The organism is Rhodococcus sp. NPDC080181, from assembly GCF_040702225.1.
GTDB classification, from domain to species: domain Bacteria; phylum Actinomycetota; class Actinomycetes; order Mycobacteriales; family Mycobacteriaceae; genus Rhodococcoides; species Rhodococcoides fascians.
This window is the reverse complement of sequence record NZ_JBFBKN010000024.1, coordinates 14352-39310: the sequence shown is the minus strand read 5'-3', so window position 1 is coordinate 39310 and position 24959 is coordinate 14352. Positions and strand designations below refer to the sequence as shown.

Here is a 24959-nt window from a genome sequence, read left to right as displayed (position 1 = left end):
CAGAAGAACGAGGGGAACACAATGGGAATCTTGAGCAACATGGTCTCTGAGGGAATGGGCACACCCAAGACCGAAGCCGAATCCGCCAGGCAGCAGCGCGCGGCCGCGGCGACAAAGCTCGGCGGGGACGGTATCGAGCGAGCGCTCGCGATGAAAGAGCGCACTCTGTCTCAGCTCGAAGCCGCCGGTGTTCGGGACACAAGCCGTGATGCGCAGAAGCGTGACGAAGAGGAGGCCGGCTCGGCATCTCCGCGAGCGCAGGTGACCTACAGCATGGACCTGACGGGCAACCTCGCGAGGCAGCATGCACGGGACAACGGCTACGAACTCTGACGACGTGAAATACAGCCTATCGATCGCGAGACAAAAGACCCGCGCAGCCTATCGGCTGCGCGGGTTCGATGTTTGTCGAGAAATATAGTCTGCGTCCGTCGGGCCAGGTACAGGCCCTGATTTGATAGGCTCGCGAGAAAGTACAGTTATTTGGGGCGACAATGTCGAGCACTCCGGTCGACAGATGAGGTGGGAGATGTGATGGCGGCTCGTTCGAGACTGAAGCTCGGTATGACCCGAGCGTTGGCGACACTGAGTGTCATGACGGTCGTCGCCGCGGGAAGTGCTGTTACGGGCCTCCAGACGGCAGCAGCCCAGACCCTCGGCGAGGGATGCACGGAATACATGGCCTACATGGTTCCTGGCACGACCGAAACGACCATCGATGCGGATCCGAGCAAGCCGGCTGGGATGCTGGCCAAGGTCGGGACGAAGCTCGAGCAGAAATTCGGCCAGAAGATCACCGTCGTCTACGTCAACTACTCTGCGAGTGCGTTCGACAAGGGCATGACGTACGAGGCCAGCGAAAGCAACGGCGTGCAGGCGACCGCCGGACTGATGGCGAAGTGCCCGACGTCGAAGATCGTCCTCGCAGGCTACAGCCAAGGCGCGCAGGTCGCCGGTGACGTCGCCTGGCACATCGGCCAGGGCCAAGGGCCGGTGCCGGCTGCCTCGGTTCGCGGTGTGGCACTTCTCGCAGATCCCAAGCGCGGATCCGAGAAGTTGGTCGGAGTGAAGCTGGCGGGCAAAGGTGTTGCTGGAGAACGCCCGGGCGGCTACGGCTCCCTCGAAGGGCGCATCAAATGGGTCTGCGACGAGGACGACATGTACTGCAACACCGACTCTTCGAACCCGTTCGTCGGGATCATGGGCAAGGCGGTCACCGGGGCGACCGACGAAACTGTTCCTCCACTCGATGGAACTGTCGGGCCGAGTGCTGGTGGCTTCGAAAACCTGGTCTCGGACTTCGGCGACACGGATCTGACAGCGGTGGGGGACAAAGCATCCGAGCTGAAGAACCGGACAGAGGCGCTCACCCGTGAGGGTGCAGGTCTGCCGAGCAAGGCACAGCTCGACAAGATCGGACAGCTGGCGGGGAGTCTGAACAACACGTACAGCTCCACGGCGGACATCAAGAACTTCGCCGATACCAGCGGCACCCGTGAGTTGCTCGGGGCAGAGAAGACGGGCACACCCGGCGCTCAGACCTCGGACGTGCTCTCCACTCTCGACGGGGTCGATCTCGGTGGTCTGATCTCGAACACGGCGTCCATTGCGGAAACGGTGGCCGGACTGACGTCGGGTGACACCAGCACTACCAACCTCGCCGGCGGCGGAGAGGCTCTCAAGTCTCTGGCGACGATGGGTCTGAACGTGGCCTCGCAGGGTGAGGCCCTGAGCAGCATGGACCGGTCCAATCTGACTGCCGCCACGGGAGTTCTCGGTGAGCTCAAGATCTCGACAGTGGTCGACACGGCGATGATGACGCTCACCACGGTGCTGTCGACCGATTTCGCGGCCATCGCCGCGAAGGTCAATCAGCTCGGGACCCAGCTCGCAGCCATGGACGCCAAGGGTGCACACGCCAGTGCCGGCGACCTGAACAACATGCTCGCACCTTGGGTCGATCTTGCCGCTGCTGGTAACACCAATGTCATGCCTATGGCTGCGAGCATGGTCGAACTGATTCCGGATCCGTCCGGTGGTACCAAGATCGCCGCCGAGGTGATGCGCATCCTCGCGAAGGTCGATGTCAAGAGGCTGGCCGACAATGTCGGTCAGGCCCAAGAGGTGGCATGGTCTGTTGTGGAAGGTAACGCGGCCGAGGCTGTCAAATTGGTGCCGATCGGCATAGACATTGGCATGGTCGGCCTGCAGTCGGTGCTCGGTGGAGTGATGGGCACTCCAGTTGAGAAGACCGGCACCAGCGCGGTCAGCGCCGGCGGGGGCGATCTGGTCTCGATGACATCTCAGCTCGTCAACAGCGTCGGTGGAGCAGGCGGTATCGACACCATCGGCAAGTTCGCGGGAGACATGATGGACTTCGGTTCGTTCATCGCCAGCGGCGTCCATACAAGCGCGTACACGTCGAAGACGTTGGTGGGCAACCTGAATTCGGTCGATTACATGGCCGAGTACTTCATAGTTCAGCTCGGCGGCAAGTCCGACACGAAGACGACGACGACCCCGCGGACGACTGCACCGGCCACCACTACATCGGGCAGCAGTGGCCGATGACGGTGACACTCGGGTAATCGATACAGCAGAAAGCAACACCCCGTCCGGCTCGCGTGAGCTGGGCGGGGTGTTGTCGTATGTCCGTCTTTCTCTCTTGACCCCAGCAGGGGACCTGTCAGAAAGGAGGCTCTTCGTCCGAGCCGCCGCCGAAGGATCCGCCAGCAGGCGCATTGCTCCAGGGATCGTCATTCGCACCACCGCCGCTGCCCGAGCCGGTGCCGCCACTGCTCCCGCCGCCTCGGTAGGCGCCGCCTCCACCCCCGCCGCCACGAGATGCCTTGTTCACCTTCGCGGTGGCGTAGCGCAGAGAAGGCCCGATCTCATCGACTTCGAGTTCGACGACAGTTCGCTTCTCACCTTCACGTGTCTCGTACGAGCGCTGCTTGAGTCGACCGGACACAACCACCCGCGCACCCTTGGTGAGGGACTCGGCGACGTTTTCGGCGGCCTCACGCCAGATGTTGCAGCGCATGAATAGCGCATCCCCGTCTTTCCACTCGCTGGTCTGACGGTCGAAGGTGCGGGGCGTCGACGCCACAGTGAAGTTGGCGACCGCGGCCCCGGCCGGAGTGAACCGGAGTTCTGGGTCCGCTGTGAGGTTCCCAATGACGGTGATGACGGTGTCGCCTGCCATGTATAAACTCCCTGGATTCGGTTGTGCGAGTGCACTGATCGTAGCTGCTTTCGGCGTGGGTAGACAGGTACACCACCAAGCAATGAACTGTGTTGTCCAGAAACGTGATTCGCTCAGGACTAATGTTCGTCAGTATCCGTGTCACGGCTTGGCGATTGGCGAGAGTGTCTGCCGCTGTTGACAATATGTTCTGTGTCAGCGGATCGAGATGCCTGTGTTGGTGCGCACGATCGTGACGACGGTACTCGGGCCGGGATCCCCCACTTCGTGCCGCAGTTCCCCCGAGAACTCGGCCATGTCCGCGATGAGGATCTCATCGCTGTCACCGTCGGTGTAGTCGACCGCGACGGTGTCGTCGTAGAAGTAGCCGTTGTCCCACAGTTCGGAGGTGATTTCGACTCGCCGAACAGTGCGGCCGGTCTTCTCCTCGATGTACGCGACGATCCGGTCCTGAACCTGTTGGAACGGGTACTGGTCGGAGAAGTCGAGAGCTGCGATAACGTCGAGTTCGATCGTGTCCAGGTGTCGTTCCCACGCGCTGGAGTCGCCCGTCGGCAACCGGTGCAGCATCGCGATCAGACTCGGTGCGATGTCTGCATCCACCGATAGCTTCTTCTCATTTCCGTCGACGTCGCACGCGACAGCGTCTGCGATGCGCAGGTCACGAATAATGACCCGAGTGGCGGCAGGATACTGCGCTGTTGCCAGGCGAGCGACTGTGTACGCCATGACCTTTCGCTCCTCATCGAGCAGCGAGTCGATCTCGTATTCGAGGTTGTGCGTGTGGCTGCGTATGAGTTGACGTGTGGTGTCACTGAACGGTGTTGGCGAGGTGGCCGCGGGTGCGGACATGGGTGTTCTCCAGATTCTGTGCGAGATGGCGGGGAGTGCGGTGCAGCGGCGTGCGATCTACGATCTACCCATGTCGTTTCTCAGCGCCGCTGCCCGCGAAGAGCCCGACGGTCAGGGCGCCGATCTCACGAACGACGGACTGGTCTTCGACGGGAAAATATCGATCGACTATGGGCAGTTCTATTTTGAATCATCCGCTTACACAGATGATTTCGTTTTTGAGGCTGCCTTCGCCGGACAGAGCAACGGACTATGCGGCGCAGCGAAGCCTGGCAGGTTGGTGTTTATCACGGGGCCGAACGTCGGAGATCCGCCGCTGCGTGTTGAGGAGCGCACCGATGAGCCCGAGATCGATGACCGTTGGGAGGACGTGGTGGAAACGTCACTGACACTGTCTCGGCCTACGACATATCGGATCGTCGAGTTCTCGGGAGAGAGCGTCGGCCGGCCGGTGTCGCTCGCCGCAGGAAGCTACCGAGTCCGCTACAGCGCGTTCGGGATGGACGAGGCTCGACCCGGAGCCACCGACGACGCGGACACGTATCTGGTCCAGCTGTGGCCGGCACCTGCGACGCGGGATCGAGTGGTCAAGGAGACGAGTGAGTCGGCGGCCTATTGGCGCGCACACTTCTTCGAGTCCTGATTTGCTGGGCTGGGACATCGCGTCGGTGGCCAGCATGTGACAGCTATCTGGGTGCGTGAGCTACCGGTTCGCACACAGCGCAGTCGGAAGAGTCGGCCCGCAGCTCGAGCAGCCGAACAAGCGTTGCCCAGGCTTCATCGGTCTTGATGAATGCCTCGCCGATCAAATTGCCGTCTTCGTCTTTCAGGTCGAGAATTGCGGGGTGGTCTTCGCGTTCGTCTCCGGTCAAGAAGTAGACGATTCCACGGTCGGCCAGGGCTTGTACGAGATAGGTCAGCCGGGGGCTGTCAAGATGACTTTCCAGGTGTGCGGCGTACGAGATCCCTTCGCCATGGATGCAGGCCCGGAACGCGCCGAGTAAAGCCAGGTCGGTCAGGGGCTCCTCGGGACCGGTATCCGGTGTCGCGGTCATGACGAGACCTCACCGTTCAGAATTGCGCGCACGGCGTCGAGGTATTGGCCAGCGTTGCCAGGCAGCCCACCGGTGACGTGACTGTGGAGTTGGAGGTAATCGTGCAGGCGCTCGATCGTGTTTTCGTTGTCGTCTGCGGCTTCACGTTCTCGCTCCTGCTCATCGGCCTGACGCTCGGCCCAACCCATTACGCACGCTCCTCGTCGCAGTCACCGGCGTGGCCACTCTTCAAGATGCACTCGGTGTCTCGCCGGCATCCGTACAGTTCGTTCGCGGCCTCGGTATCTGCGACATCGAAACGCCCATCGGGTCTGAGAATCAGTTCGTTCTTCCATGTGGACGGCAGGAAGTCCTCCGTGTCGTCGGTCGGGCATGTGCCCGTACCGGTGGCGAGGTGGCCGTAGCGGCCGGCCTTCGGGTCGTAGAAGACTCGGCGACCGCATGCGGCGTGAAGGTCTGCTGGCATCGAAGTTCTGCTCCTTTTGTGGGCACGGTGTTCCTGAAAGAACTCGGTGCTGGGTTGGGAAGCACCGCCCCGCAGTGCCGGGTCAAACACTGCGGGGCGGGCGTTGTAGGGGCGCACTGATGAATCGGGCGCCGGGTGCGAAGAGGTCAGAAGGGCGAGTCGAAACGGTCTGTACCGGCTGCGAGAGCTGCGGTTGCCTCACGGGTGGATACGATTTCGGCGATGCGCTCCTCGCGAGTGAGGCTGTTCCACCGATCGCATTCGCTGCAGTCGTCGCTGTAGCTCTCGCAGTCCGGGCAGTTCACGCCGAGGATCGCGTAGGAGTACGACAGTCCGCTCGCACCGTCTCTAATCGAATTGCACGAGCACCGAAGCTGTTCTCTGGGTGTGTATTCCATGTCCGCGAGAGCCGCATCGGTGATGTCGATAGTCATTTGCTTCCCTCGACGCGGTAGCCGGCTTGTCGCATGATGTCGGCGATGCTGTCGAGGGTTTCGGGCGTCCAGGTGACACCGTCCATCAGTTCCTGGATTGCCAGTAGTGCAGCGTCTGAATTCATCGGTGAGTCCTCGTTGATGGTGGGCGACGAGCCAAGGGTGCGGTGGTCAATTCAAGACCAGGGCGATGGCCGTGGCCACTGGCCAGGTGCGCAGGTGACGGTGTTCATCGGCGAACTGGACTGCCATCTCGTTGACGCCGATGATGACGCCCGACACTGCGAAGATTTGTTCGTGGTGAGCAAAGAACACCGTCGCACTCACCGCTCCGAACCCGACAGTCAGCCGAGACGAGATCAGCTCTGCGACAACGTGTGGAGCACTGTGACCGTTGACGGCGCGGGCGATCGCGGCGCCAGACGAGACGATCTGATCGAGAGCGGAGTCGAGTGAGACTGCGGCGGCCGAGTAGGGGCCGAATGCCGGGACGGTCCGCTCGGTGACCAGGCCTGCGGGTTCACGTGTCATGAGGTTCATCGGTGACTCCTTGAGATGTCGGTCCAGCGAGAGGGGCGTCGCAATCAGCCGTGCGGCCGCTACTCGTACTTCCGGCCTGGGCGATGCCCTGGCGCTCTCTTTTCAGATGCTGTTCAGATCCGCATCTGGCCTGCGTAACACCTGTCCCGTTTGCCAGCAATGTCTGTGCTACCGTCAGTATTGAGTGGCCCGGGGACGGTTTCGCAGCCGAGCGAGACTGCCCGGTTCTCTCTGTTTGTAGAAAGGCACACCATGGGATTTGCCCTCACGACCAATCAGGCGGCCTCATTTCTCACTGATCAGCTCACGACTGGCGGTACCGCACCGACGATCACCGACAAGAAGGTGTTGGCGCAGGTGAGAGCGGGCTTGTTTCCCTCGGTCGGCGACGGAAGACAGGTGCGCATCGACAGCGACGTGCTTGCGGCGTTCGCTCGAAAGACCAGATACGTCCAGGACCCGGAAGAAATCGACAGGGAGGTCTTCCGGGTCAGTGTGTTGGAACGACAAGAGCGAAACGGTGCGGTTCTGGATCGTGCGACCGGGGCGTTGCTGAGCGAGCTCATGGGTGTCGACTACACCAAGCCACAGGACATCGACGGAGTCGAAGGTGTGTGGGAGCTTTCAGAGGTCAACTGCGAGAGGATGATTGACACCGCGTGCACATTGTTGGCGACCTGTAAAGGGTACGTGCATCCCGACCACGTGAGGTCGGTAATCGGCTGGCGGCGAATCGAAGGGTCAAGCCGTAAGTACTTCGATACGACTGTCGCGCGAGCGAACGTCCGCGGCGTGGTCGGGACAGGCATTTGGATCGATGTACCTCCTGGCCGCGAATCCGACTTTCTGGTGAAGGGTTCGCGTTAGTGCGACATACGAAAGCGTCCGGCTGTTACGGGTCGGGCGCTTTCGCGTTATATGGCATCGCCGTCGAGCACTGCGAGGAGACGCTCGAGGATGGCGTCGGCTCGGTTTTCGATGGCGTCGAGTGTCGATGTGACATCGGTGAGTGCTTCGTGCGCCCGTCGGCGGGCCTCGATACCGGCCTCGTAGTGTCGATCGTCCAACACGACCTCGGGGTACACGATCGGCTCGTACGCCGGGGCGTCATCGGTCCTGCGCGCAGGCCTGCGATGCGGATGATGCGTCGCCGCTTGGCCATTCAGGTGTGCAGTGAAGACTCGCGCGACCGATTGCGCCGATAGGACCGATTTGCCGAAGGGCGTGTGCCCCCAGCGGTCGATGGGCGTGAACAGCGGATCCGCCTGATGCTGGGCGGCGCGTTGTTCGGCAACCTCGCTTGGCGGATAGCTGGTCGGCAAGGTGCCGGTGTCGAGACGGTCCGCGAGTAGTCGGGTAGAGGGGGCTCGGTCCTGGAACGCAAGGATCTCCGACCACTGTTGGTAGATCTGCGCAGGTGAGAGCGAACCGGGTAGATAGAACGGCGGGAGAGTGAGGGTGTGAACGCTCTCGACAACGAGGGCGTCATCGTCGATATACAGGTCACAGCGACGTAGAGTGCTGATGTGCTCGAAGCTCAGGCCGGAGACGGCGAGAAGTAGAACCAACCCGTCGCGTCGGCCGAACAGTCCCGCTGTCCATCCTGCGGTGGGCAAGTGATCAACGATCCCGGAGATTGTCGATCGAAGTTCCGACAATCGTTGCGCCCGAACCCGTCCGATCATCCGCCGGATCGTGTCCGCACTGCCCGGCGCTGGTAGATCCGCGCTGCGATGCACGGTGTTCACAACAGTGATGCGGCGGCGCTGTGTGGCGAGAGCCGCGGGGTTCTCGGCGATGAACGCCCCAAGAGTGAGCGGGTCGGCGGGGAGGGCCACCATGTCGGCACCGGCGCACCAGTCGTCGAACAGCGCCCATACAGGCCGATCCTTCGCACTGAGAGAGATGGTGAAACCCATCAGAGTCCGATCTCGTTCACAGCGTTATTCATGAGCGGAGCGTTCTCACGGGCGTAGACCTCGAGCATGTCGGTCGACTTGTGGCCTGTCTGGCGCATGATCGAGTGAGCGTCGGCCCCGTTGCGAAATGCCTGAGTGACGAACCCTGCACGCAGCGAGTGCCCGCCGAGGGAGGCAACCAGGTCTTCGTTGTAGCCAGCAGCTCCGGCTCGACGCCGCACAGCGGCGTGAACGCTCGCACCGGACAGCGCGGTGGACGAGAGGTTTCCGTTCTTGGCGATGGATCGGAAGAACGGAGAGGATGCAGGGGTTCGCGGGCCAGTCGTTCGGCAGAGATGTTCGGTGAAGTCGGAGGGTCCGCGTAGGAGCCTGATCACCGCCGGCCGGCCGCCGCGTTCGTGGGCAGCAACGACCTCCCACCATCGCATCGCGGCGCACGGCGGGCAGCTCTGGTGGGTGACAGTGAACGGCAGAGCTTTGACAGTGCCGCGCCCGCTCTGGTCGGTCTTGGATTTGCGCAGATGGATATGAAGTCCGTCGAGACGGTTGACGGAGACGTCGGCGCACCGTAGGTCCGCAAGCTCGCTGCGGCGAAATGCGCCGGCGAACCCCATCAGCAGGAGAGCACTGTCGCGGCGCTCGAGTACTTCGCTCGCCCAGCCGGCGATGGTCTCGCGGGCGATCCCCACCATCGTCACGATGTCGGTGACGAGTAGCGGGGCCATCTGTTTGCGGGGGCGGTCGCCAGCAGAGGCATAGGTGCGGCGAATGCCCGACAGAGTCGCACGGACGGCCTCGTGGTCGGTAGGGCTGATGTGTCCGTTCGTGCGGTGGGTGTGCGCGATCGCGGCCATCCACTTCGAGAGTGTCGCAAGAGCGAAGACGCGGTCGCCGTCGGGAGTGAAGGTGTCTGATGCCTCGACGAGGTAGGCGGCGACGGTGACCGGATGCGCGGGGAGCGCGATGTGCCCGTTGGTGCGGCACCAATCGTCGAATCGTCGCCAGGCCGAGGTGTAGGCCTTCAGCGTCCCTGCCGACCGCGAGGCTGCCATCGACTGCACGATTCTCGCGGCCACGGAGTCAGACAGCTGCGGGGGGACGGCCGCAGAGACCTCGTTGGTCACGCTGACAGGGGCCGGTACTTCAGGTCGAGACGCCATAAGCCCACCGTACAGAGCCCCACCGACACTTTGTTATGGGAAAAGTGTGCTGAGGTGGGCTTTTGCAGGAGACGCTGCGGGAAACAGAATTCTCATAAGCGACCGCCGCTCAATCAGGAGTGACAACGTCCGGAGTTCGGAAACCCGATTTTGGGGGCTGCTGGAATGTTGTGATTGTGAAGTGAGACAGCCTTTCTGTCCAATCGTGACCAGGGCTTGTCCAGCTCCTGAAGACCGCCCGCCTGGAAGAGCCCCGGCCGCGCTGGCTTCCCTTGACATCGCCGCAGGTCCGGACCCCTCATCGCCAACCCGAGGACGGCTCTGGCTGGTCTTCCACGTTGGGCAACTTGACTGACACAACGCGCGCAGAGACCGACGAAATTCGATCGTTGGACAGCTTATTTGCCACACCGACCAGGCATTCCAGCAGCAATGCGGTGGACAACTACCTGGTCCGTCTGGACAACTTCAATGTCACTTGACAGTGATGTGCGCGATGATGGCCAGAACCGCACGCTCGGCTGTAACCACTCGCTACCTGCTGGAACGCACACCGTAGATGCGCGGCAACAGTCCTTGGCCGAATCAGCGTTGTGAGCGCCCCTGATAGCTTCAGCTGGCCGATCGCCGATCAGCGATACTTCGGTGATGGCGACCAACACCTGGATCAAGTCGATGAACCGGCGGATGACGCGGAGGCTGACCGCAGTTATCAGGTACCGAATGGCTCCTCTGGCAATTGCCGTAGGTGTATCGGGTGTCGTGCTGTCGATAACGGCTGTGCTCTGGGGCTCGTCGGTCGGCGCAGTCGGATCAGCCGCAGCCTGGGTGGGTGCCATCCTCACTGCGGCGGCAGTGTCGGTTGCACTGTTCACGAATAGGACCGACCGGATATTCACGGTCAATCGGCAAGCGGGCCGCGCCGTAGCCGATCTCTGGGCAGCAGTCGTTGCTGTCCGTAGACCGCTGTCGGCATTCGACTCCGTTGCCCGCCATCAAGGAGGACTCGACAAGGGAGTCCCGTCTGCCGAGCTCGACCTGTTGTCCAAAGACCTGGAGCAGTCCCTGATCGCCGTCGAAGCGGCAGCGTTCTACGCACGGCTTGTTCTCGACGAAGGACCCGTGCTCACCGATGTCGAGGCTGTTGCAGATTTATTGAAGGAACTGCGTGCCTACTTCGAGGAAGGCGGTGACGAACACACCCGCGTTGACACCTCGCGGCCACCGGGCCCTTCCGACATCGAATTCGGCGTCGATGACTGGCTGGACAACCTCGACGATCTGCTACGCCTGGTGATGATTGCCGAAGAAACTTTCGTGGAAGGTATCCGGCATTACTTCCCGGTGAGCCCCGGCCAAGTAGCGGCGACGAGGAACGGTGATCATGGAGAACTCGGGAAGAGCGCCTACTTACGGGGTAAAGCCGAAAGCCATTCGCGTACGTACCGACGGTTCGCACCACCGCAGTCGTGGCGAACAAGATGGAGATAGTCCGGTCACGGCGTGCCCGCGGCAGTGAAGTACGTACATCGTCCGGTGTCAATTTACGACATCGTCGCTTCCTGCGCGATCGTCGCCGGGGTGTCAGTGAACCTTCGACTCGGCCAACTTCACCATTTTGGGATCAGGTGTCTTCTTCTGCTTCTGGGCCGCCTTGACTGCAACCTTCGCTGCGGCGCTCCGAACGCTTGCACTGCGCACGGCCGCCGTGGTGCTTGTATGTTTGCCGGTGGTGGGTGTCATTGTCCGTCTCCGATCGTGTCCTGTTGAGTATCCGCCTCGGCTGCATTCGACGCCAACGCTTCGATGATTGCAGCTTCGGAGTTGGTGGCCAGATCCGAGTCGAGTAGTCCTCCGAGGATGACCCACCCCGTCTCGGCTTCGTCGTCGTTGCCGCTTGTGGTGCGCTCCAATGCCCAGGTGGCTCGTCGCCACCATTCGGTGCGCCGATCGCTTTTGTCTTTTTGCGCGATGGTGAAGTACACACCGACCACGGCAACTGCCGCGGCAAGGAATGGTGTTGCGATCTGCACCGAGGTCAACACTGTGTTGCTCATTGATCTTCTCTCGAATCGGCCATCAGCGATTGCGTTGCGGCCGGGGGCGGCCATCGCCCAGGTGGGCCGGTGGGGACGGTGTCACGAAACTGTAGAGAAAACGAAACGCCGCCTCACTGTGCAGGAGGCGGCGTTTCGTGGGCAATCGAGTTGAAAGGTAGAGCAATCAGCGAGGGATCAGGGTGTTGTTGCCGATCAGAAGGGGACCGAAGAACGATTCGCCGCCGATGTACAGGCGCTGGAAACCGTCGTCGATGAACCCGCCGACAGGAAGGTCGTTGATCACGTGGTTCACGGGCCCGAACGGCGAGAAGAGAGTGAGCACGTTGCCTTCGACCCGTGCAGGCGCAGCCGACGGTATCCCCAGCGTGACGGTGGTGAAGGTGTAGTCACCCGACGGGACGGCTGCGGAGGCGGCGGGTGCCGCGATGACCGAGCCGACGATGGCGGCACCGGTAGCGGCAGCGGTTACTCCCGCAGCGGCGATCCGGCGTGTGAACTTGTTCATGATCCTGTCCTCCCGACATGTCAGCGACGACTCGGAGCGGTTGCTCCAGGACGGTCGGTGCCGACTTCTAGTAAGAGGGTATATGGATAGTCCACGAGATACTCCAGGAGAAACTCCAAACCGTCGAACTAGGGGTTCGCAGGGCCGCTGGGCGCTCCGAGAAGACCGGCCGCGTCGAGGATCTCGAACGGGTATCCGCAGGCCTCTGGTGAGTCGATGCTGGGCTCGGTGATCTCGGCATCCGGAGTTGTGACACCGAGTTGACCCCGCTCGCCATACTCGGACACCTGCAGAACTGCAGCGATCTGCTCGGGTGTCAGACCTGCCCGGTCCTGGTCGAGTACGAAGTCGGTGTAGGGCAGGCATAGCCACTGAGTCACGGCGCTGGGGGCATCGTCTTGCGCGGCTACCGTTCGATCAAAAGCGGAAAGCAGTGCCCACCCTGCGACCATGGCGACGAGAATGACGACGAGGAGGACTGCAGTGAGGGTGGCCGTCACAGTTTGGGCGAGAGTGCTCTTGGGGCGTGAGGTCGGCTGGGATTTGGTCGATTCAGGAATCATCGGTGTCTTTCGTGAGGGCCGGTTTTCCGGCATCGGCGGCGGGAACAGTTCGGGCCCCGGAACGAGTGCTCCGAGGCCCGGTGGTTGGTTGTGTAGCAATTAGAGATCGAAACGTCAGTCGCCGAACTCCGGCGATTTCTTCGGGGAGGCTGGGAAGCGATCGTTCGGCAAATTGAGGAGCTTTGTTGCGATGTTGTCGCGATCGGCTCGCAAGAGCTCGTCGAGACTTACTCCCGATGGGCGCCCGAGCCGTTGCCCGGTCAAGTGGTACACCGAGCCGAGCTCGCGCTCACCGAGCTGGATTACCTCGCGTACGGGGGTTCCGCCGGCCTCTTCCGCGGCACGTTCTCTCCAGACGAGTCGGTACTTGGGTTTCGAGTCGGGGTCTGTCTGGATGTAGACCTTGTTGCAGTCGGACAGATCCGGGTAGGAACCCATCTGTTCCAGGGGCCGTACCGGGATCTCACCGTCCCGGATGGCCGCGAGGGCACTGAGTGTGACGGTGAGCAGGCGGCGGGATTCCCCTGTCGGGTTCCGGGCGGCGGCGGTCGCAAGACTTTGCAGATCGCGCTCGAAGGCGGGATGCAGAGCGAGCACGAACGGTGAACCGGCCATCGTCAGCTCTGTTCGGTTCGGGTCTGCTTGTCAGCCCAGTCGTCGCCGACGTCGCCGAGGGTCCGAGCGAAGGCCTCGAGATCTGTCGGCGCGATGGTGGTGTCGGAGTCGTTCAGCCTGCGATCGAGCTCGGAGTAGAACAGATCTTCGGAGTCGAGTACGCGACGGTCGTACTCGCGTAGTCGGAGAAGGTCGGCGATGGGAATCAGGGCGGCGACAGGCTTGTCGTTGGCGCCGATGATCATGGGCTCCGGTAGACCTTCGGCGAAGCGGCCGATCATCCGCAGAACTAGGCCGGGGGCCTGCGCCAAAGGTATGAGGTTGAAAGGTTCATCAGTATTCTGACTCTGAGCGTCGGGCATGGTGTTCTCTTTCGGTGTCGTGTCGCAACCTGAATCTGAAGTAGTGAAACTGGCTTCGCGGTTCCTCTCCGACGGGCTGCAAAAATCCTAGACCTGCTGGTATCCGACAAGGGGCATGTCATCTCCGGCCGTGGGGCCATCTGGGTCGATGAGAGTCCCTGCTTGGGTCAGATCGGCGGCTGGCTGAGTGTAGTGCTTACCACTTCCCTCTGACCGGTATATCAAGGTCAGCTCACTGATTGGCCGATAATTATTTGTATCCTCCATTACGTCTTCCTACTAATGTGTGACAGGTCACAAATGGCCTGGTGGGTTCTATGAGAATTCGGGCTGGAGCCGATCAATCTGATTTGCAGCCGTTGCGTGGGGCCTTGTGTAACTGACCAGATGAAGATCAACTCCGGGGCGGTCGATTGGACCCCCCCGGAGTTGATGGTGAACAGACCCTGCATTTCAGGAACGATCACGCTCACCGATCAAAATGGCGTTTCCTGCCCGTCTCCTGCGACCGTGGACGCCGACACCGGCACTCGTGTGTCTATACCGACTTCGATGCCGAGCGCATTGATCTGATCGACGACATCGCCTGTGACCAGGTCCGCCTCAGCGACCTCCACAATGCCGACCTCGTCATCACTCGGAGCTGCTGCGTTCTCGACCTCTCTACGACGCAGAGCGTCGACCACAGCTTCGTAGTCGGTCTCGATCCGAGGCTTTGCGGTAGAAACACCCGCGAGGATCACCTCGTCGATCTTGGCCCGAGTCAGTGCCACGTACAGCAGGCGCTTGTACGACTCGTCCTTGCGACTGTTCGAGGTCTCGGGCTGCAGCACGACCACCACGTGGTCGAACTCCATTCCCTTGACACCGTGGACGGTCGAGACCATGAGCTTGGGGTCACGAGCGGCCATCTCCTCTTTGCGGATTGCGTTCTTCTGACCGGTCAGCGAATTCCGGATCGCGTTGTTACGAATTTCGTAGTCCAGAATCGACTTTCGCAGGTACAGGAAGAAGTTGGCATCGGTCATCATTCCCGAGGCCACCATGGCAAGCCATCCCTGGCACGGACCATTGGTCTGCTTCCACCAATCGACCAACGCATCGGTGAGGATGCGCTCGGCGATCTCGGTGTTACGAGGCTCCAGGGAGCTGATCTGCGCGCGGATCTGCTGATGGAACGTGAACGGAGCGACAGCCGGTTCGACACAGGTCACCTGATCCCAGTGACGCGCAATGAAGGTGGAGAAGGTCTTCATGCTGTACGCGCGATCGCTGACGAGGTTATGGACAGCCTCGTCCGGGAACATCTCGACCAGAACCTCCTGAGCCATCTTGGCGTGACGGCGGGTCTGGCATAGTACGACAGTGGTGTCGCGGGCAGCGAGATTGTTCGTGAAGTACTCCGTGAGTTTCTCGCCGCGGAGATACTGCTTGAGATTCTGATCGAAAGCCTTCTGTGTTCCGCAGGACTTGCTCATCAGACGCACCGAAGCCGTGAAGCTATCCACCGTCGACGTCACGACGGAGTTGGCCTGCAACTGGATGTTGGTGAAGCGATTGGCTTCGATGTCGCTCAAATGGATATTGGCGAAGTCGAGGATTTCCTGAGCCGATCTGTAGTTCGTGGACAGTTTGCAGACCGTGAATACCCCCGAGGCCTCCAGCGCGGACAGTGCCTTCGGATTCGCCGCCCGAAACTCGTAGAGGGTCTGGCTGGCATCGCCGACCATGTACAGCGCGCACTGATGCTTTGCTGCATAACGCATGGCGTAGACGAACTGGAAGGCGCTGTTGTCCTGCACCTCGTCGATGATCAGGTAGGCGGGGCTGGCGTACGGCTCCACAAGCCTCTCGATGAGAAGGTACGACAGAATGATCTCGAGTTCGAGAGTCGTCTGACCGATTGTGTTGAGGATGGTCACGACCTCGCTGGTGTAGCGCTCGATGAACGCACTCATCGCGATGATGTCCGCGTTCGTCTCTTTGGTGATCGAGTTGCTCACCAACCGGTGGAATTCGCTGAGGACTTCGTCGGTGTGGACTTTCGCTCCGAAGTAGATGCCCAGCGAGTTCCTGATCGTCTCCATAGTGGAGAGCTCCTGGTCGGCGAAGTTCGTCGTGTAGATCTCGTGGATCATTCTGGCGATCGTCTTGGACTCGACGCCGGGATTGCGATCTCGGATCTCGTCCGCTGCGGCGTTCGTGAAGGACAGCGTCAGAATCGAGCTGGCCGGAACGGAGCAGCCTTGGGTGAGCATCTTGATGCGTTCGGTGATCGTCCAGGTCTTCCCTGCGCCCGCGCCGGCCACCACCATCACCAGCGGATCGGTCGTCTGCACGGCCTCACGCTGCTGAATCGAGGCGTAGTCCGGAATGGTGTACCGCGCCGGATCGACGGGGCCCGGTACCGGCAGTAGATGTTTGACGGCATGGAGGCGTTGCAATTCAGCGTTCTGCTTGAGCTGCATGTTGCGTGAGATCAGGGCCGACGAGATCGGCCCCGAGCCGTCCAGTTCGAGCAGCCCCGCATAGATCGCGGTGTAGGCCTCAAGCGGAGTGGCGAAGTTGTCCAGGAACGCCAGCTCGCGACCAGCGGAATCCATCTCGACCACCTCGACGCTCGTGCCGCGTGCCGTTGCAAGCCAGTTCGCTGCGGAGTAGAGCCGGTTGATGAAGGACATGATGGGTTCGACGACGAGCTCGGTTTGAAAAAGCTCGGCCGCACTGCACAGGCGGTCGTACACCGAGTAGTGATCGAGCGACCAGGAGACGAAGCCTTTCTTGTCGAAAGCCGGCAGGGACACCGAACGACCCGCCAGATAGCCCACTGTGGACTCGATCATCTCTGCCAGCGTCTCGGGGACGTTGAACGAATAGTTGATCGACACGAACGATTCGACGCCTTCGAACCTCAGCGGATCATGGGTCAGGACGTCAGTGACAGCGGCGATCTCGCTGATCGACGGAGCAGTAACAGGATGGCCGTCGGAATCGAGAAGCACTGTGGTGCCGTCGACTTCGTACAGCTCGTCGGTGTGCTCATCTTCCGCGATCACGTACAGCTCCACCCGGTACCGAATGTGGGTGGTCTTGGTCCAGGCGTTCTTACCGGTGCTGACGTCCATGATGCCGCGGTCACGCAACACCACGAGCTGCGGTTCGAGGTTGAGCCACAGGCGGAAACCGGGCACACCGCCGCCGAGGGCCTTGCTCACGTCGAACATGTCCTCGACGAGACGGACCGAGACCTTCTTGCCCTTCTTCTCTTCCTCGAAGTGGGCCGTGGGCGGCACTGGGAAACGGTAGAGGTACGGGGCGGCGTCGAGCTCGGCCGCCGTCTGGCCCGCTTGCGAACGAGCGACGTCGATCGCGTACACGCGCTGCAGCGCTTCCTCGAAGTGCAGCTCGAACAATGGCTGAGTGACGAGAGTGCGAACAGAGGTCTCGCCGTCGATCTGCTCCTTGGTCGGAGCATCGACCTTCGGTATCGGGTCGTAGCTCAGGTCGGGATTGGCCGGATGTACGGAGATGTCGATGCGGCCACGGTTGCCACCGGTTCCGCTGATGTCCTTGTGGAAATCTTTCGGGGTGTACTTCGGTTCGAGGTTCTGACCTGAAAGGTCGTCTTCGATGATGAGCGGCTGGATCGGCATGCCGGTCTCCTTTTCACGTGGTCAGTGGTGGCGTCTGTGGTGGTCCAGCTCGCTGAAGTCCCGCGATCCAGCCGGCACTCAGCCCGGCTGGTGAGCTGTCTCTGACTCCCTCCGGCGCGCCCGATGGGCGCGCGCACTGCGCTCTGCAGTCCGATCAAGGCGATGAGCCACCACATACCGACCCGAATGGATCCTCTCGGCGAAATATCGCGACCGGGGCAGCAACAAGCCGCCCCGGTCGGAAGGTGATCTCAGGTCAGAACTGGTCCAGCGCGAGCAGGGAGAGAATCCGGTCCTCTTCGTCGGCCCCCTCGGGCAACCAGTTGCCGATAACAGCAGGCTCGGGACGGCCGCGGTCAGGCTTGGCGGTTCCGACGCCGAACAGCGAGAGTGGCGAGGTGGTGACCGAATCGGCGCGCTGATCTTCGTGGATCTGCACCGCCTGGTCGACGAGAAGAGTCAGACCGTGCTCGAAGGTGAACAGACCGCCGTTCTCGATGGCCCAGACCAGAGCGTCGGTGGCAGACTCGCCACTGTCCTGATGGATGTTCTCGCACGAAATCACCGTGGTTGCGGCTGCTTCGGTGAGGTTTTGTGCGTAGGCGCTCGGGGCCAGTTGCAGGAAAGTCATGATGTCTCCTCGTTGGTGTCCCCGTGAGTGGGGTGGGTGGGTGTCGGTCAGATGGCCGTGAGCCGTCGCGCTCATCGGCGATGCCCTGTAATTGGGCCGAACGTGCGGCCCAGATCAGTTGTCGCCGTAGTGATGTGCGACGTAGTCGTCGATCTCGGCCTCGATAGCTGAGGCTGCGCCGGGGTCTACGAGATGCGGAGCGATGGCCAGCCGGTAGCTCGATCTCAAGTCGTCTATGAGCTCGAAGACCAGTTCCTTAGTGTCGAGGTCGGCGAGTCCTCGTATGGCCTGATCGAGATCGCTCATGATCTCGTCGGGGCTGCGGGTTTCGAAAGGCGTGGTCATGGTTGTGTCTCTTCTCGGATGGGCGGACCTGCCCCGTCTAGAGCACGCAGGGGCCTGGCGAGTCGCGAGGCCCCTGCGCTGTGCGGGTGAATTACTAGCTGGGATCGAGGATCTCCTCGATCCAGTTCCGGACCGTCGGCTCGGCCGGCCGCGCGCCCTGGGCGGCCACGTAGCTGCTGTCGATGAAGTCGGCGATCTGGTCGTCGCTCAGCTCTTCGGGCAGTGACGCGGCCAAGAACGGGTTCGTCTTCTCGATCTCGGCACGAAGGCGCACGAATGCAGCAGCGAGCACTTTCCCGTACGTCTGCTCCGAGATCAGGTCGAAGGCGACAATCCAGGAGAACCTGCCCAGCAGCTCGGGCTCGAAACCGCCTCCACCACCATGTGTTTCGGTGAGCGCCTTCGTCAGCTGCTCTCGTGTCAAAGAGTGCGCTCCCGCCGGCGACGTCGAGCTGAAGCCCAGCGACATTCCACCCTTGGAGATCGCGTCACGACCAGCGTTGGTGGTGGCGATGATCAGAGCCTTGGAGAAGTCGACCGTTTTGCCAGACGCCATGCGCACCGTGCCTTCCTGCAACGCTGCCAGGAAGATCCGCTGCACGTCGCGGTGCGCTTTCTCGAACTCGTCGAGGACGATCACCTGTCGTGGGTTGGCGTCCAACGGGTCGAAGGGCATCTCCTTGTTGGAGTCCGACCCGACGTACCCGGGAGCGGATCCGAGCAGTCGCGTGATCGACATAGATTCGGAGTACTCGGCCATGTTGAAGATGATCGGCTCGGTACCCATGATCGAATGCGCGATCTGCCGGGCAACCTCGGTCTTACCGACACCGGAGGTACCGGCGAACATCCAGCCAATGGGCTGCCGGCGCGGGAAGATCCCGCGAGCGTCCCTGCGCAGGAGTGTGATTGCTCTGGCACACACCAGCTCCTGACCCTCGATGCGGGCGAGTGCTTCCGTCAGGGCAGCCTCGTCGAATCCGCGAGCGACGGCGTCGGAGCCGTGCATGCTTTCCGCGGTCTCTTTGATCACTGCTCGGGTCAATGGAAGTGCGTCCGTGGGAGCCATCAGCGCAGCGATGTCCGGCTTGTGCCTCTTGATCGTGAGCTTGGCCAGCGACCTGTCCAGGAGGGTCAGGGCACTGTCCGGGCGATGGAGGGTGGTGAGGTGCTCGTCGGCAAGGGTGATGACGTGATCGAGAACGGTCTCGTCCGCCGACACAGACTTCTTGTAGTGGGTCAACAGACCCGGCAGGACTGTGCGCAGGACCTGCAGAGTTTGATCCTGGTTGAGCTCGGAGACTCCGATCCGGGTGAAGCGACGCGCGAACGCCGGATCCGACGTCAGACGGCGGCCCTCTTGATCGGTGGTGGCTCCGATGACCCGGAGATCGCCGCGAGCGAGAGCAGGTTTGAGCGATTGTGCGAGTTCTTCGTGCGAAGTGGAGCCGTGGCCGTCAGCGGGAACGAGCTGGTGGATCTCGTCGATGAAGAGGATGACGCCGTTCTTCGGCTCCTTCGCGAACGCGATGAGCGCCTCGAGCTTCTGCTCCATCATGCCGCGGTACATCGTCCCTGCCATTAGCGACGACAGATTCAGTTCGTAGATCGTCTTGTTCTTCAACCGCGGCGGAACCGACGGGTCCTTGGTAGCGATCCGACGAGCCAACTCCTCGACGATGCGGGTTTTGCCGACACCGGCTGGGCCCAGAAGGATCGCGCTGGGCTTGTTCTTGCTGATGAGGGCTGCTGCCGTGCGGTCGATCACTTCGTCCCGGTACTCGGCCGGCAGCGCGGCGGCAAACTTTTCGTTGTAGTCGGTGAGCATGGACTTGGCGACGTCGTCGGGGTCCTCGGGTGCCGCCCCGCCGGGCAGAAATCCGCCCATGAGCGCACCGAGCGCACTACCCGACATCGGGGTGGCCGATCCGGGACCGGCGCCGGATCCCGTCTTGTCGTCGTCGGAGAAGTCGTGCATGTCCTTGGCTACAACCGTGAATCCGTTGTGGCGCAGAGCAGTGTGGTGTGTCATGGGTGAGATGTCCTCTCTCGGAATGGATCAGCAGCGCGGGGGTGGCCGCGAGGTCTGTGGGGAAGTTCGACTGGCGAAGGGGAGACGAGAGTGAAGATCCCGTCTCCCCCTGTTGGTCACCGGTTGTCGAGCGCCGCCCCCGCATAGCCCATGCCGAGGATCTTGGCGTCGATGTTCGGATCGAGCGGGCGCATCGAGTTGATGAAATTGGCGCAGTTGTACTTGACCGAATCCCAGCTGTGCACGTTCGAGCGGTCGAATGCCGGGAGGTAGACGACGTTCTCCGGGTGGGTGAACATGTGCGAGGAGTTCGCGACCCAGCCGAAGTCGGTGGCGACGACGTTGAGCCGACGGCGACGGTCCACGCTGGCCTGGACGAAGTCGTAGATCAGGGTGAAGTTGTTGCCGCCCCCGACTTTTGGCACTGCGGCAATCAGTTTTCTCATCTGGTCGATCGACTTGCCTTTGACCGGCAACAGAATCTCCGGAGCGAGCAGGTGGCTGTGCGAGCTGAAATAGAAGTTCATGTCGAACTTCTTGGCCATCATCATCAGGAACAGGGCGCCGTCCATGTAGTCCTCGAGACTCATCGAGCCGGAGGTGTCCGGGTAGTAGTGAATGTCGGGCATGAACTCATTACGCAGGGTGGTGCCCGGTACGTCTGGGCTGTCGGGTCGACGGCGGTTGGCCCGGGAGAAGGTTTTCTGCCGGTAGAGCCGGACGTTCTCCGACTTGTTGACCTTCGCCATGCGGTCGAGCTTGAGCCGCAGGTCCATCAGGATCTGCTTCGGCGGTGGGGCCGAGTCGAAGAAGTCACCTGCCTGGGTATCTCGGCGAGTCTTTTCTTCGAGTTGACTACGTGAGTTGACAGCCGTTCGCTGGGCATTTCGCAGCCGGTTGGCGGCTGCGCCGAGGCGGGTGATCGTCCTCATCGACATGATTTTCAAACCGCTGTTGAGCTGCTTGGTCACCCACGTCCACTGAGTCCTGATGTCGGACGGAACGCGTCGAGCGTGAGCGTCGAGATTGACGAAGACAATGGTCTCGGGGCAGATCAGTTCGCTGAGGTCGAAGGGCATCAGCGCCGCATGCGCCGGCACGGCATCTGCTGCTGCCGTTGCCCGTTCGCTCTTGACGAAGGTGAAGAGCGAGTGCACGACCAGTCGGGCGAACGAGTAGTCCTCGGTGGGTGTGCCGGCGCGCGAACGCAGACGCAGAGTCTCGGTGAGATCGTTCAGGTCGATGGCTGCACACTGACGGCACTTGTCGAGAACATCCGAGGAGATCTTGCTGCTGGCTTGCAGAGCCGTCGCCACCATCATCAGATGTTCGCCGAAGCGCTCGAAGGTGTCCGGGCCGAGCATCGCGACGCCGAGGGTCGGGGGACGGAAAGTCGCCGCCAGAGCGACGAAGAACTGCGTCCATGCGGTGTCTCCCTCGTCATATGCGGTCGGTGATGCGCCGGCACCGATGAGTGCGAGCAGTTCCTTCGCTGCGGGTGAGACGGAGTTCTCGGCTGAGTAGATCACCCGGCCCGGTTCCGGGGCCGGCATTCCAAGTTCGCCCAGGCCCTGATTCAGGAAAACGTGACGAACGTAGGGATGCGATGCGCGCGAGATCGCAGATGTCGTCTGTGCCAGCAGATCCAGAGCAGCGGCATTGCTCTCAGGTGTGTCGCCGCGGGTCTCGCCGGTGAAGGCGTCGACGAGAATCGGAGTGGCCAGGACCTTTCCGAGAGCTTCTGATGAGATCGGGTTGCCCGACACCGAGTCCACGGCGGTCGCCGGCACACTGGGGACCAGCGGCGAGAGCAGATGCGAGAAGGCAAATTTCGAGAGCACCGCGGTGGGGTCGTACTCGATGCCAGGATCGGCCGAGTCGGTGACGAGTGGCGGCGGGAAGTCGAATGCGCTGAGACGGTGAGGCGTCTGCCCCGAGATGACGATTGCCATGGGAATGGCCCTTTCTTGGTGTGCGAGAAGTGGTCTCGGATGTGTGTCGAACCATCTCCGGGAACGCCGAAGCCCCGGATCGCAGCGAAGCGATCCGGGGCCGTGGTGTCGAACGGTCAGGCTGCGAGGAAGTCGTGAATCCGCGACAGCGACAGGACCAGTGGGGCGTTGGATTTGTCCAGGAAGTAGCTCACCGATGCGGGGTTGAGCGCATTGGACGTTGCTCGGTTCAGCAGGGCGCTCTGCTGATCTTTCGTGAGCGAGGAGAGCGCGCCGTCGTCGACGATCCGATCGAGAACCTTCTTGGTGAGATCGTTCTCTGCCTTGGTTGTCAGGGCGAAGATGAGCACGTCGGCCTGCTTGTCCGTGGTCAGAGAGGACACGATCTGTTCGATCTGGTTCTGGGTCGTCGCTGCACGCAGCTTGTCCCAGGCCGCCGGGCGGGCGATGGTCATCGACCCCGGTCCTGAGCTCGCGGCGGGTGCCAGCAAGGACACCAGCAGTTTGGCGTGGACTTCGTTCGTGAACGCAGTGTTGCCGGTGTGAGCAAGCATGCCGAGCATCAGCTCGGTGGTCGCCTGCCCGTCGGGACCGACAGCTTCCTCGACCGCTAGTTCCGCCATGACCGTGGCACCGAGCTCGTTCATCCAGAGATTGAGCCCCTCGATGGTGCGCGGTGCCGTGTACTGACTCATGTCTTGCGAGTCGTCCATCTGGGTGGAGAACTCCGCCATCTGCCGATCGGAGACGGCCCCTGCACTGACGCTGGGATCATCGTCGTCGTCCGGAGTGGCGACGATCAGCCCGGCCGGGACTGGGCTCTGAAGAACCCAGTCCGGATGCTCGGTGAGCACCTGCCGGATAGCCGGCTGCATGTCGTCGCCGAGCAGATCCAAGAGGACCTTCGCATCGGGACGCACGGGGTACAGCGCGAAGCGCGTGAGCGAGGCCGAGTCGAGCATGGAGATGTTGCCCTTGTCGTTGCCGGTGACGATGAATCGGATGTTGTCGGCGAGCTTCAGATTGCCGCATCGACGAGAGGTCAGCAGTGTCAGCGCCGCCGAGGTGACGTCGGCGCTGGTGCGGTTGATCTCGTCGAGCAAGATGATGACCAGAGTGTCGGGATTGGCCTCGGCATGATCGTTGGCCTCCTGAATCGTGTAGTGCGGGAAAAAGATCTGCACGAAACGATTGGGGTTCTTCGGATCCGGAACGGTCCGTACGCCGGTCAGATCGGCTGCGTCGGAGAGTGTGTTGACGTCGATGGAGAACACGGCGAAGTCGCCGTTCTTGGCCAGCGCGTTGACTGCCATCGTCTTGCCGATCGCGGGCGGCCCGAGAAGGCAGGGCGCGACCCGCGTATTGCGCAGGTCCGGCCGGAGGTGGCGCAGGATGAATTCTTCGTTCAGGAGGAAGGTCATGTCTGGGATCTCTTTCGTGTCGGTGTGGTGTCGTCAGAGGGGCTGTGTTCGGTCGAGAGGGGTCGTTCGCCCTCGGGGCAGACACCTTGCTCGGAGAACCTCCGGTCGCGCCTTCGGCGTCGCCGCCGTCGTTGCACGTCGAGCACTCCTGCCAGCTCTCCTCCCTCAACCCACCACTTGCTCTTCAGCTCTGGGTGTCGAGATGATTCAGCGCTTCGGCGCAGCGTTTGAGCAGGTAGGAGGCACCGGATCGGCGTTCGTCGTGCTTCGCCCGAGGAGGGAGGGTGCGGCGAGCCACGTGGTGCACGACCCGCAGAACTTGCTGGGCGGTCTGTTCCGAAGTGGCCGTGGAGGTTCCGGTGATCCGGTCGATCGAATGCCGGACATGAAGTTTGGCGTGTGCGATCGCAGCAATCCGGATCAGCCGGGACATCTCCCAACGGGAGGTGTCCCCACCGAAGTCGTCGTCGAGATCCCGGGTGCTCTCGTGCCCCAGGCTTTCGATCACGGTGTGGACGACCTCGAATTCCATCGGTGTCAGATCGGGGCCGTCGGCCAGTGCGAGCATCTGGTCGTAGTGCCCGGACGTTCCTTCGCTGGCGGCTTCGCCGCCCGGCGCGATCTCGATCAACTGCCCGAACACGCTTTCCCATGTCAGCATCTCGCCCGTTGGTTCGGCTGCCGCAGCAGAAAGCCGTTGCGAGGGAATCTGCCTGCGGGTGAACGTCGTCCAGTGGTAAAGCAGAACCTCGTACCAACGTTGCGGGTGCTGAAGCTTGGTCGCGCGCGCGGCCCGCGGGAACGACGCGATGTTCGATGGCACCGGCAGCAGCACGTGGTATCCACGCCCTGATCCCGATACTTCCGCATAGAGCGCTGCCGGCTCGGGCGACGCGGTGTTTCCGGTCACCAGACGAAGTAGCTGATCGACGACCCCAGTGGGGCACTCGGGTTCGATGTCGAGAACCATCAGCCCACTCGTCCGCCAGTCCAGATGAGTAGCGACGTTGCTCGCGTTCGGGAGCGCTGCGGTGAGCTCGTCGAGGGTCAGCAGCTGAGCGTCGGCGTCCGAGAGCTGAGCGCCGTGCACCTCGGAGCAGTCGGCTCTGCCGCAGCGTGAACACTGCGAAACGGCGAGGGCCGCGACGATGTCCACGGGACGTTTGTTTGCATCGGAGACTGTCCAGAG

General features: G+C 61.9%; 28 protein-coding genes. 5 read left to right on the top strand and 23 right to left on the bottom strand.

Translation table 11 applies throughout. The features are described 5' to 3' along the window. Positions 1–30 precede the first annotated feature (30 nt). Positions 31–333, top strand: coding sequence for a hypothetical protein (locus AB0O58_RS22165; RefSeq protein WP_155288609.1), 303 nt, complete (start codon positions 31–33; stop codon positions 331–333). Positions 334–534: 201 nt separating this feature from the next. Beyond that, the gene (locus AB0O58_RS22160; RefSeq protein WP_209912162.1) at positions 535–2571 is read left to right on the top strand and encodes a cutinase family protein; all 2037 of its coding nucleotides are present in this window, start codon (positions 535–537) and stop codon (positions 2569–2571) included. Between the two features lie 115 nt (positions 2572–2686). On the opposite strand, the gene AB0O58_RS22155 is transcribed toward AB0O58_RS22160, so the two are convergent. Both AB0O58_RS22155 and AB0O58_RS22150 read right to left on the bottom strand, forming a co-directional pair. Next, positions 2687–3205 (bottom strand): single-stranded DNA-binding protein, encoded by a 519-nt coding sequence (locus tag AB0O58_RS22155; protein ID WP_366238810.1) that lies wholly within the window; start codon positions 3203–3205, stop codon positions 2687–2689. A 195-nt stretch (positions 3206–3400) separates the two neighbouring features. Then, entirely contained in the window at positions 3401–4057 is a 657-nt protein-coding gene (locus tag AB0O58_RS22150; protein WP_366238809.1) for a hypothetical protein, read from the bottom strand. 277 nt (positions 4058–4334) lie between these two features. Here AB0O58_RS22150 and AB0O58_RS22145 point away from each other — a divergent pair, with 277 nt between their 5' ends. Further along, positions 4335–4700: a hypothetical protein gene (locus AB0O58_RS22145; RefSeq protein ID WP_230593400.1), complete on the top strand. Its 366-nt coding sequence runs from the start codon at positions 4335–4337 to the stop codon at positions 4698–4700. A 43-nt stretch (positions 4701–4743) separates the two neighbouring features. Here AB0O58_RS22145 and AB0O58_RS22140 read toward each other — a convergent pair whose 3' ends face one another. The 6 genes from AB0O58_RS22140 to AB0O58_RS22115 form a co-directional block, all read right to left on the bottom strand. Next, positions 4744–5112 carry a hypothetical protein gene (locus AB0O58_RS22140; RefSeq protein WP_366238808.1) on the bottom strand — a complete coding sequence of 123 codons (369 nt, stop codon included), beginning with the start codon at positions 5110–5112 and terminating at the stop codon, positions 4744–4746. Further along, complete coding sequence (locus AB0O58_RS22135; protein ID WP_366238807.1) at positions 5109–5300, bottom strand: hypothetical protein; 192 nt, start codon at positions 5298–5300, stop codon at positions 5109–5111. The genes AB0O58_RS22140 and AB0O58_RS22135 overlap by 4 nt, the downstream gene beginning before the upstream one ends. Continuing rightward, positions 5300–5578: a hypothetical protein gene (locus AB0O58_RS22130; protein WP_366238806.1), complete on the bottom strand. Its 279-nt coding sequence runs from the start codon at positions 5576–5578 to the stop codon at positions 5300–5302. The genes AB0O58_RS22135 and AB0O58_RS22130 overlap by 1 nt, the downstream gene beginning before the upstream one ends. 146 nt (positions 5579–5724) lie before the next feature. Then, on the bottom strand, positions 5725–6012 hold the full coding sequence (locus tag AB0O58_RS22125) for a hypothetical protein (RefSeq protein ID WP_032373185.1): 288 nt from the start codon (positions 6010–6012) through the stop codon (positions 5725–5727). After that, positions 6009–6137, bottom strand: coding sequence for a hypothetical protein (locus AB0O58_RS22120; protein ID WP_366238805.1), 129 nt, complete (start codon positions 6135–6137; stop codon positions 6009–6011). The genes AB0O58_RS22125 and AB0O58_RS22120 overlap by 4 nt, the downstream gene beginning before the upstream one ends. 46 nt (positions 6138–6183) lie before the next feature. Then, a complete protein-coding gene (locus AB0O58_RS22115) occupies positions 6184–6552 on the bottom strand; it encodes a hypothetical protein (protein ID WP_366238804.1) in 369 nt (122 codons plus the stop codon). 180 nt (positions 6553–6732) lie between these two features. Between AB0O58_RS22115 and AB0O58_RS22110 the strand changes: the two genes are divergently transcribed. After that, positions 6733–7419, top strand: a complete 687-nt coding sequence (locus AB0O58_RS22110; protein ID WP_155288608.1) for a hypothetical protein — start codon at positions 6733–6735, stop codon at positions 7417–7419. 47 nt (positions 7420–7466) lie between these two features. On the opposite strand, the gene AB0O58_RS22105 is transcribed toward AB0O58_RS22110, so the two are convergent. After that, entirely contained in the window at positions 7467–8471 is a 1005-nt protein-coding gene (locus AB0O58_RS22105) for a recombinase (protein ID WP_366238803.1), read from the bottom strand. After that, on the bottom strand, positions 8471–9631 hold the full coding sequence (locus AB0O58_RS22100; RefSeq protein ID WP_366238802.1) for a site-specific integrase: 1161 nt from the start codon (positions 9629–9631) through the stop codon (positions 8471–8473). Before AB0O58_RS22100 ends, AB0O58_RS22105 begins: the two co-directional genes overlap by 1 nt. A gap of 648 nt (positions 9632–10279) precedes the next feature. On the opposite strand from AB0O58_RS22100, the gene AB0O58_RS22095 reads away from it, so the two are divergent. Then, a complete protein-coding gene (locus tag AB0O58_RS22095) occupies positions 10280–11122 on the top strand; it encodes a hypothetical protein (RefSeq protein WP_366238801.1) in 843 nt (280 codons plus the stop codon). A gap of 93 nt (positions 11123–11215) precedes the next feature. On the opposite strand, the gene AB0O58_RS22090 is transcribed toward AB0O58_RS22095, so the two are convergent. The 13 genes from AB0O58_RS22090 to AB0O58_RS22030 all read right to left on the bottom strand — a co-directional run bounded on the left by AB0O58_RS22090 (position 11216) and on the right by AB0O58_RS22030 (position 24926). Continuing rightward, a complete protein-coding gene (locus tag AB0O58_RS22090) occupies positions 11216–11374 on the bottom strand; it encodes a hypothetical protein (RefSeq protein ID WP_366238800.1) in 159 nt (52 codons plus the stop codon). Further along, positions 11371–11688, bottom strand: coding sequence for a hypothetical protein (locus AB0O58_RS22085; protein WP_366238799.1), 318 nt, complete (start codon positions 11686–11688; stop codon positions 11371–11373). Before AB0O58_RS22085 ends, AB0O58_RS22090 begins: the two co-directional genes overlap by 4 nt. 166 nt (positions 11689–11854) lie before the next feature. Continuing rightward, complete coding sequence (locus AB0O58_RS22080; protein ID WP_366238798.1) at positions 11855–12196, bottom strand: hypothetical protein; 342 nt, start codon at positions 12194–12196, stop codon at positions 11855–11857. Between the two features lie 128 nt (positions 12197–12324). Further along, positions 12325–12759, bottom strand: coding sequence for a hypothetical protein (locus AB0O58_RS22075; protein WP_366238797.1), 435 nt, complete (start codon positions 12757–12759; stop codon positions 12325–12327). 114 nt (positions 12760–12873) lie between these two features. Next, positions 12874–13374 (bottom strand): hypothetical protein, encoded by a 501-nt coding sequence (locus AB0O58_RS22070; RefSeq protein ID WP_366238796.1) that lies wholly within the window; start codon positions 13372–13374, stop codon positions 12874–12876. Between the two features lie 2 nt (positions 13375–13376). After that, positions 13377–13685 (bottom strand): hypothetical protein, encoded by a 309-nt coding sequence (locus AB0O58_RS22065; RefSeq protein WP_366238795.1) that lies wholly within the window; start codon positions 13683–13685, stop codon positions 13377–13379. 527 nt (positions 13686–14212) lie between these two features. Continuing rightward, positions 14213–17389: an ATP-dependent helicase gene (locus AB0O58_RS22060; protein ID WP_366238793.1), complete on the bottom strand. Its 3177-nt coding sequence runs from the start codon at positions 17387–17389 to the stop codon at positions 14213–14215. Between the two features lie 256 nt (positions 17390–17645). Continuing rightward, entirely contained in the window at positions 17646–18020 is a 375-nt protein-coding gene (locus tag AB0O58_RS22055; protein ID WP_366238792.1) for a hypothetical protein, read from the bottom strand. 114 nt (positions 18021–18134) lie between these two features. Then, positions 18135–18365 carry a hypothetical protein gene (locus AB0O58_RS22050; RefSeq protein WP_366238791.1) on the bottom strand — a complete coding sequence of 77 codons (231 nt, stop codon included), beginning with the start codon at positions 18363–18365 and terminating at the stop codon, positions 18135–18137. Between the two features lie 94 nt (positions 18366–18459). Then, the gene (locus tag AB0O58_RS22045) at positions 18460–20397 is read right to left on the bottom strand and encodes an AAA family ATPase (protein ID WP_366238790.1); all 1938 of its coding nucleotides are present in this window, start codon (positions 20395–20397) and stop codon (positions 18460–18462) included. Between the two features lie 116 nt (positions 20398–20513). Next, complete coding sequence (locus AB0O58_RS22040) at positions 20514–22349, bottom strand: hypothetical protein (protein WP_366238789.1); 1836 nt, start codon at positions 22347–22349, stop codon at positions 20514–20516. Positions 22350–22465: 116 nt separating this feature from the next. Continuing rightward, positions 22466–23770: an AAA family ATPase gene (locus tag AB0O58_RS22035; protein ID WP_052062899.1), complete on the bottom strand. Its 1305-nt coding sequence runs from the start codon at positions 23768–23770 to the stop codon at positions 22466–22468. 184 nt (positions 23771–23954) lie between these two features. After that, positions 23955–24926 carry a hypothetical protein gene (locus tag AB0O58_RS22030; protein WP_366238788.1) on the bottom strand — a complete coding sequence of 324 codons (972 nt, stop codon included), beginning with the start codon at positions 24924–24926 and terminating at the stop codon, positions 23955–23957. Positions 24927–24959 lie beyond the last annotated feature (33 nt).

Coding starts and splice junctions, on each gene's coding strand:
- AB0O58_RS22160 (WP_209912162.1), top strand. CDS start 535: ATGGCGGCTCGTTCGAGACTGAAGCTCGGTATGACCCGAGCGTTGGCG.
- AB0O58_RS22155 (WP_366238810.1), bottom strand. CDS start 3,205: ATGGCAGGCGACACCGTCATCACCGTCATTGGGAACCTCACAGCGGAC.
- AB0O58_RS22150 (WP_366238809.1), bottom strand. CDS start 4,057: ATGTCCGCACCCGCGGCCACCTCGCCAACACCGTTCAGTGACACCACA.
- AB0O58_RS22140 (WP_366238808.1), bottom strand. CDS start 5,112: ATGACCGCGACACCGGATACCGGTCCCGAGGAGCCCCTGACCGACCTG.
- AB0O58_RS22135 (WP_366238807.1), bottom strand. CDS start 5,300: ATGGGTTGGGCCGAGCGTCAGGCCGATGAGCAGGAGCGAGAACGTGAA.
- AB0O58_RS22130 (WP_366238806.1), bottom strand. CDS start 5,578: ATGCCAGCAGACCTTCACGCCGCATGCGGTCGCCGAGTCTTCTACGAC.
- AB0O58_RS22125 (WP_032373185.1), bottom strand. CDS start 6,012: ATGACTATCGACATCACCGATGCGGCTCTCGCGGACATGGAATACACA.
- AB0O58_RS22120 (WP_366238805.1), bottom strand. CDS start 6,137: ATGAATTCAGACGCTGCACTACTGGCAATCCAGGAACTGATGGACGGT.
- AB0O58_RS22115 (WP_366238804.1), bottom strand. CDS start 6,552: ATGAACCTCATGACACGTGAACCCGCAGGCCTGGTCACCGAGCGGACC.
- AB0O58_RS22105 (WP_366238803.1), bottom strand. CDS start 8,471: ATGGGTTTCACCATCTCTCTCAGTGCGAAGGATCGGCCTGTATGGGCG.
- AB0O58_RS22100 (WP_366238802.1), bottom strand. CDS start 9,631: ATGGCGTCTCGACCTGAAGTACCGGCCCCTGTCAGCGTGACCAACGAG.
- AB0O58_RS22095 (WP_366238801.1), top strand. CDS start 10,280: ATGGCGACCAACACCTGGATCAAGTCGATGAACCGGCGGATGACGCGG.
- AB0O58_RS22090 (WP_366238800.1), bottom strand. CDS start 11,374: ATGACACCCACCACCGGCAAACATACAAGCACCACGGCGGCCGTGCGC.
- AB0O58_RS22085 (WP_366238799.1), bottom strand. CDS start 11,688: ATGAGCAACACAGTGTTGACCTCGGTGCAGATCGCAACACCATTCCTT.
- AB0O58_RS22080 (WP_366238798.1), bottom strand. CDS start 12,196: ATGAACAAGTTCACACGCCGGATCGCCGCTGCGGGAGTAACCGCTGCC.
- AB0O58_RS22075 (WP_366238797.1), bottom strand. CDS start 12,759: ATGATTCCTGAATCGACCAAATCCCAGCCGACCTCACGCCCCAAGAGC.
- AB0O58_RS22070 (WP_366238796.1), bottom strand. CDS start 13,374: ATGGCCGGTTCACCGTTCGTGCTCGCTCTGCATCCCGCCTTCGAGCGC.
- AB0O58_RS22060 (WP_366238793.1), bottom strand. CDS start 17,389: ATGCCGATCCAGCCGCTCATCATCGAAGACGACCTTTCAGGTCAGAAC.
- AB0O58_RS22055 (WP_366238792.1), bottom strand. CDS start 18,020: ATGACTTTCCTGCAACTGGCCCCGAGCGCCTACGCACAAAACCTCACC.
- AB0O58_RS22050 (WP_366238791.1), bottom strand. CDS start 18,365: ATGACCACGCCTTTCGAAACCCGCAGCCCCGACGAGATCATGAGCGAT.
- AB0O58_RS22045 (WP_366238790.1), bottom strand. CDS start 20,397: ATGACACACCACACTGCTCTGCGCCACAACGGATTCACGGTTGTAGCC.
- AB0O58_RS22040 (WP_366238789.1), bottom strand. CDS start 22,349: ATGGCAATCGTCATCTCGGGGCAGACGCCTCACCGTCTCAGCGCATTC.
- AB0O58_RS22035 (WP_052062899.1), bottom strand. CDS start 23,770: ATGACCTTCCTCCTGAACGAAGAATTCATCCTGCGCCACCTCCGGCCG.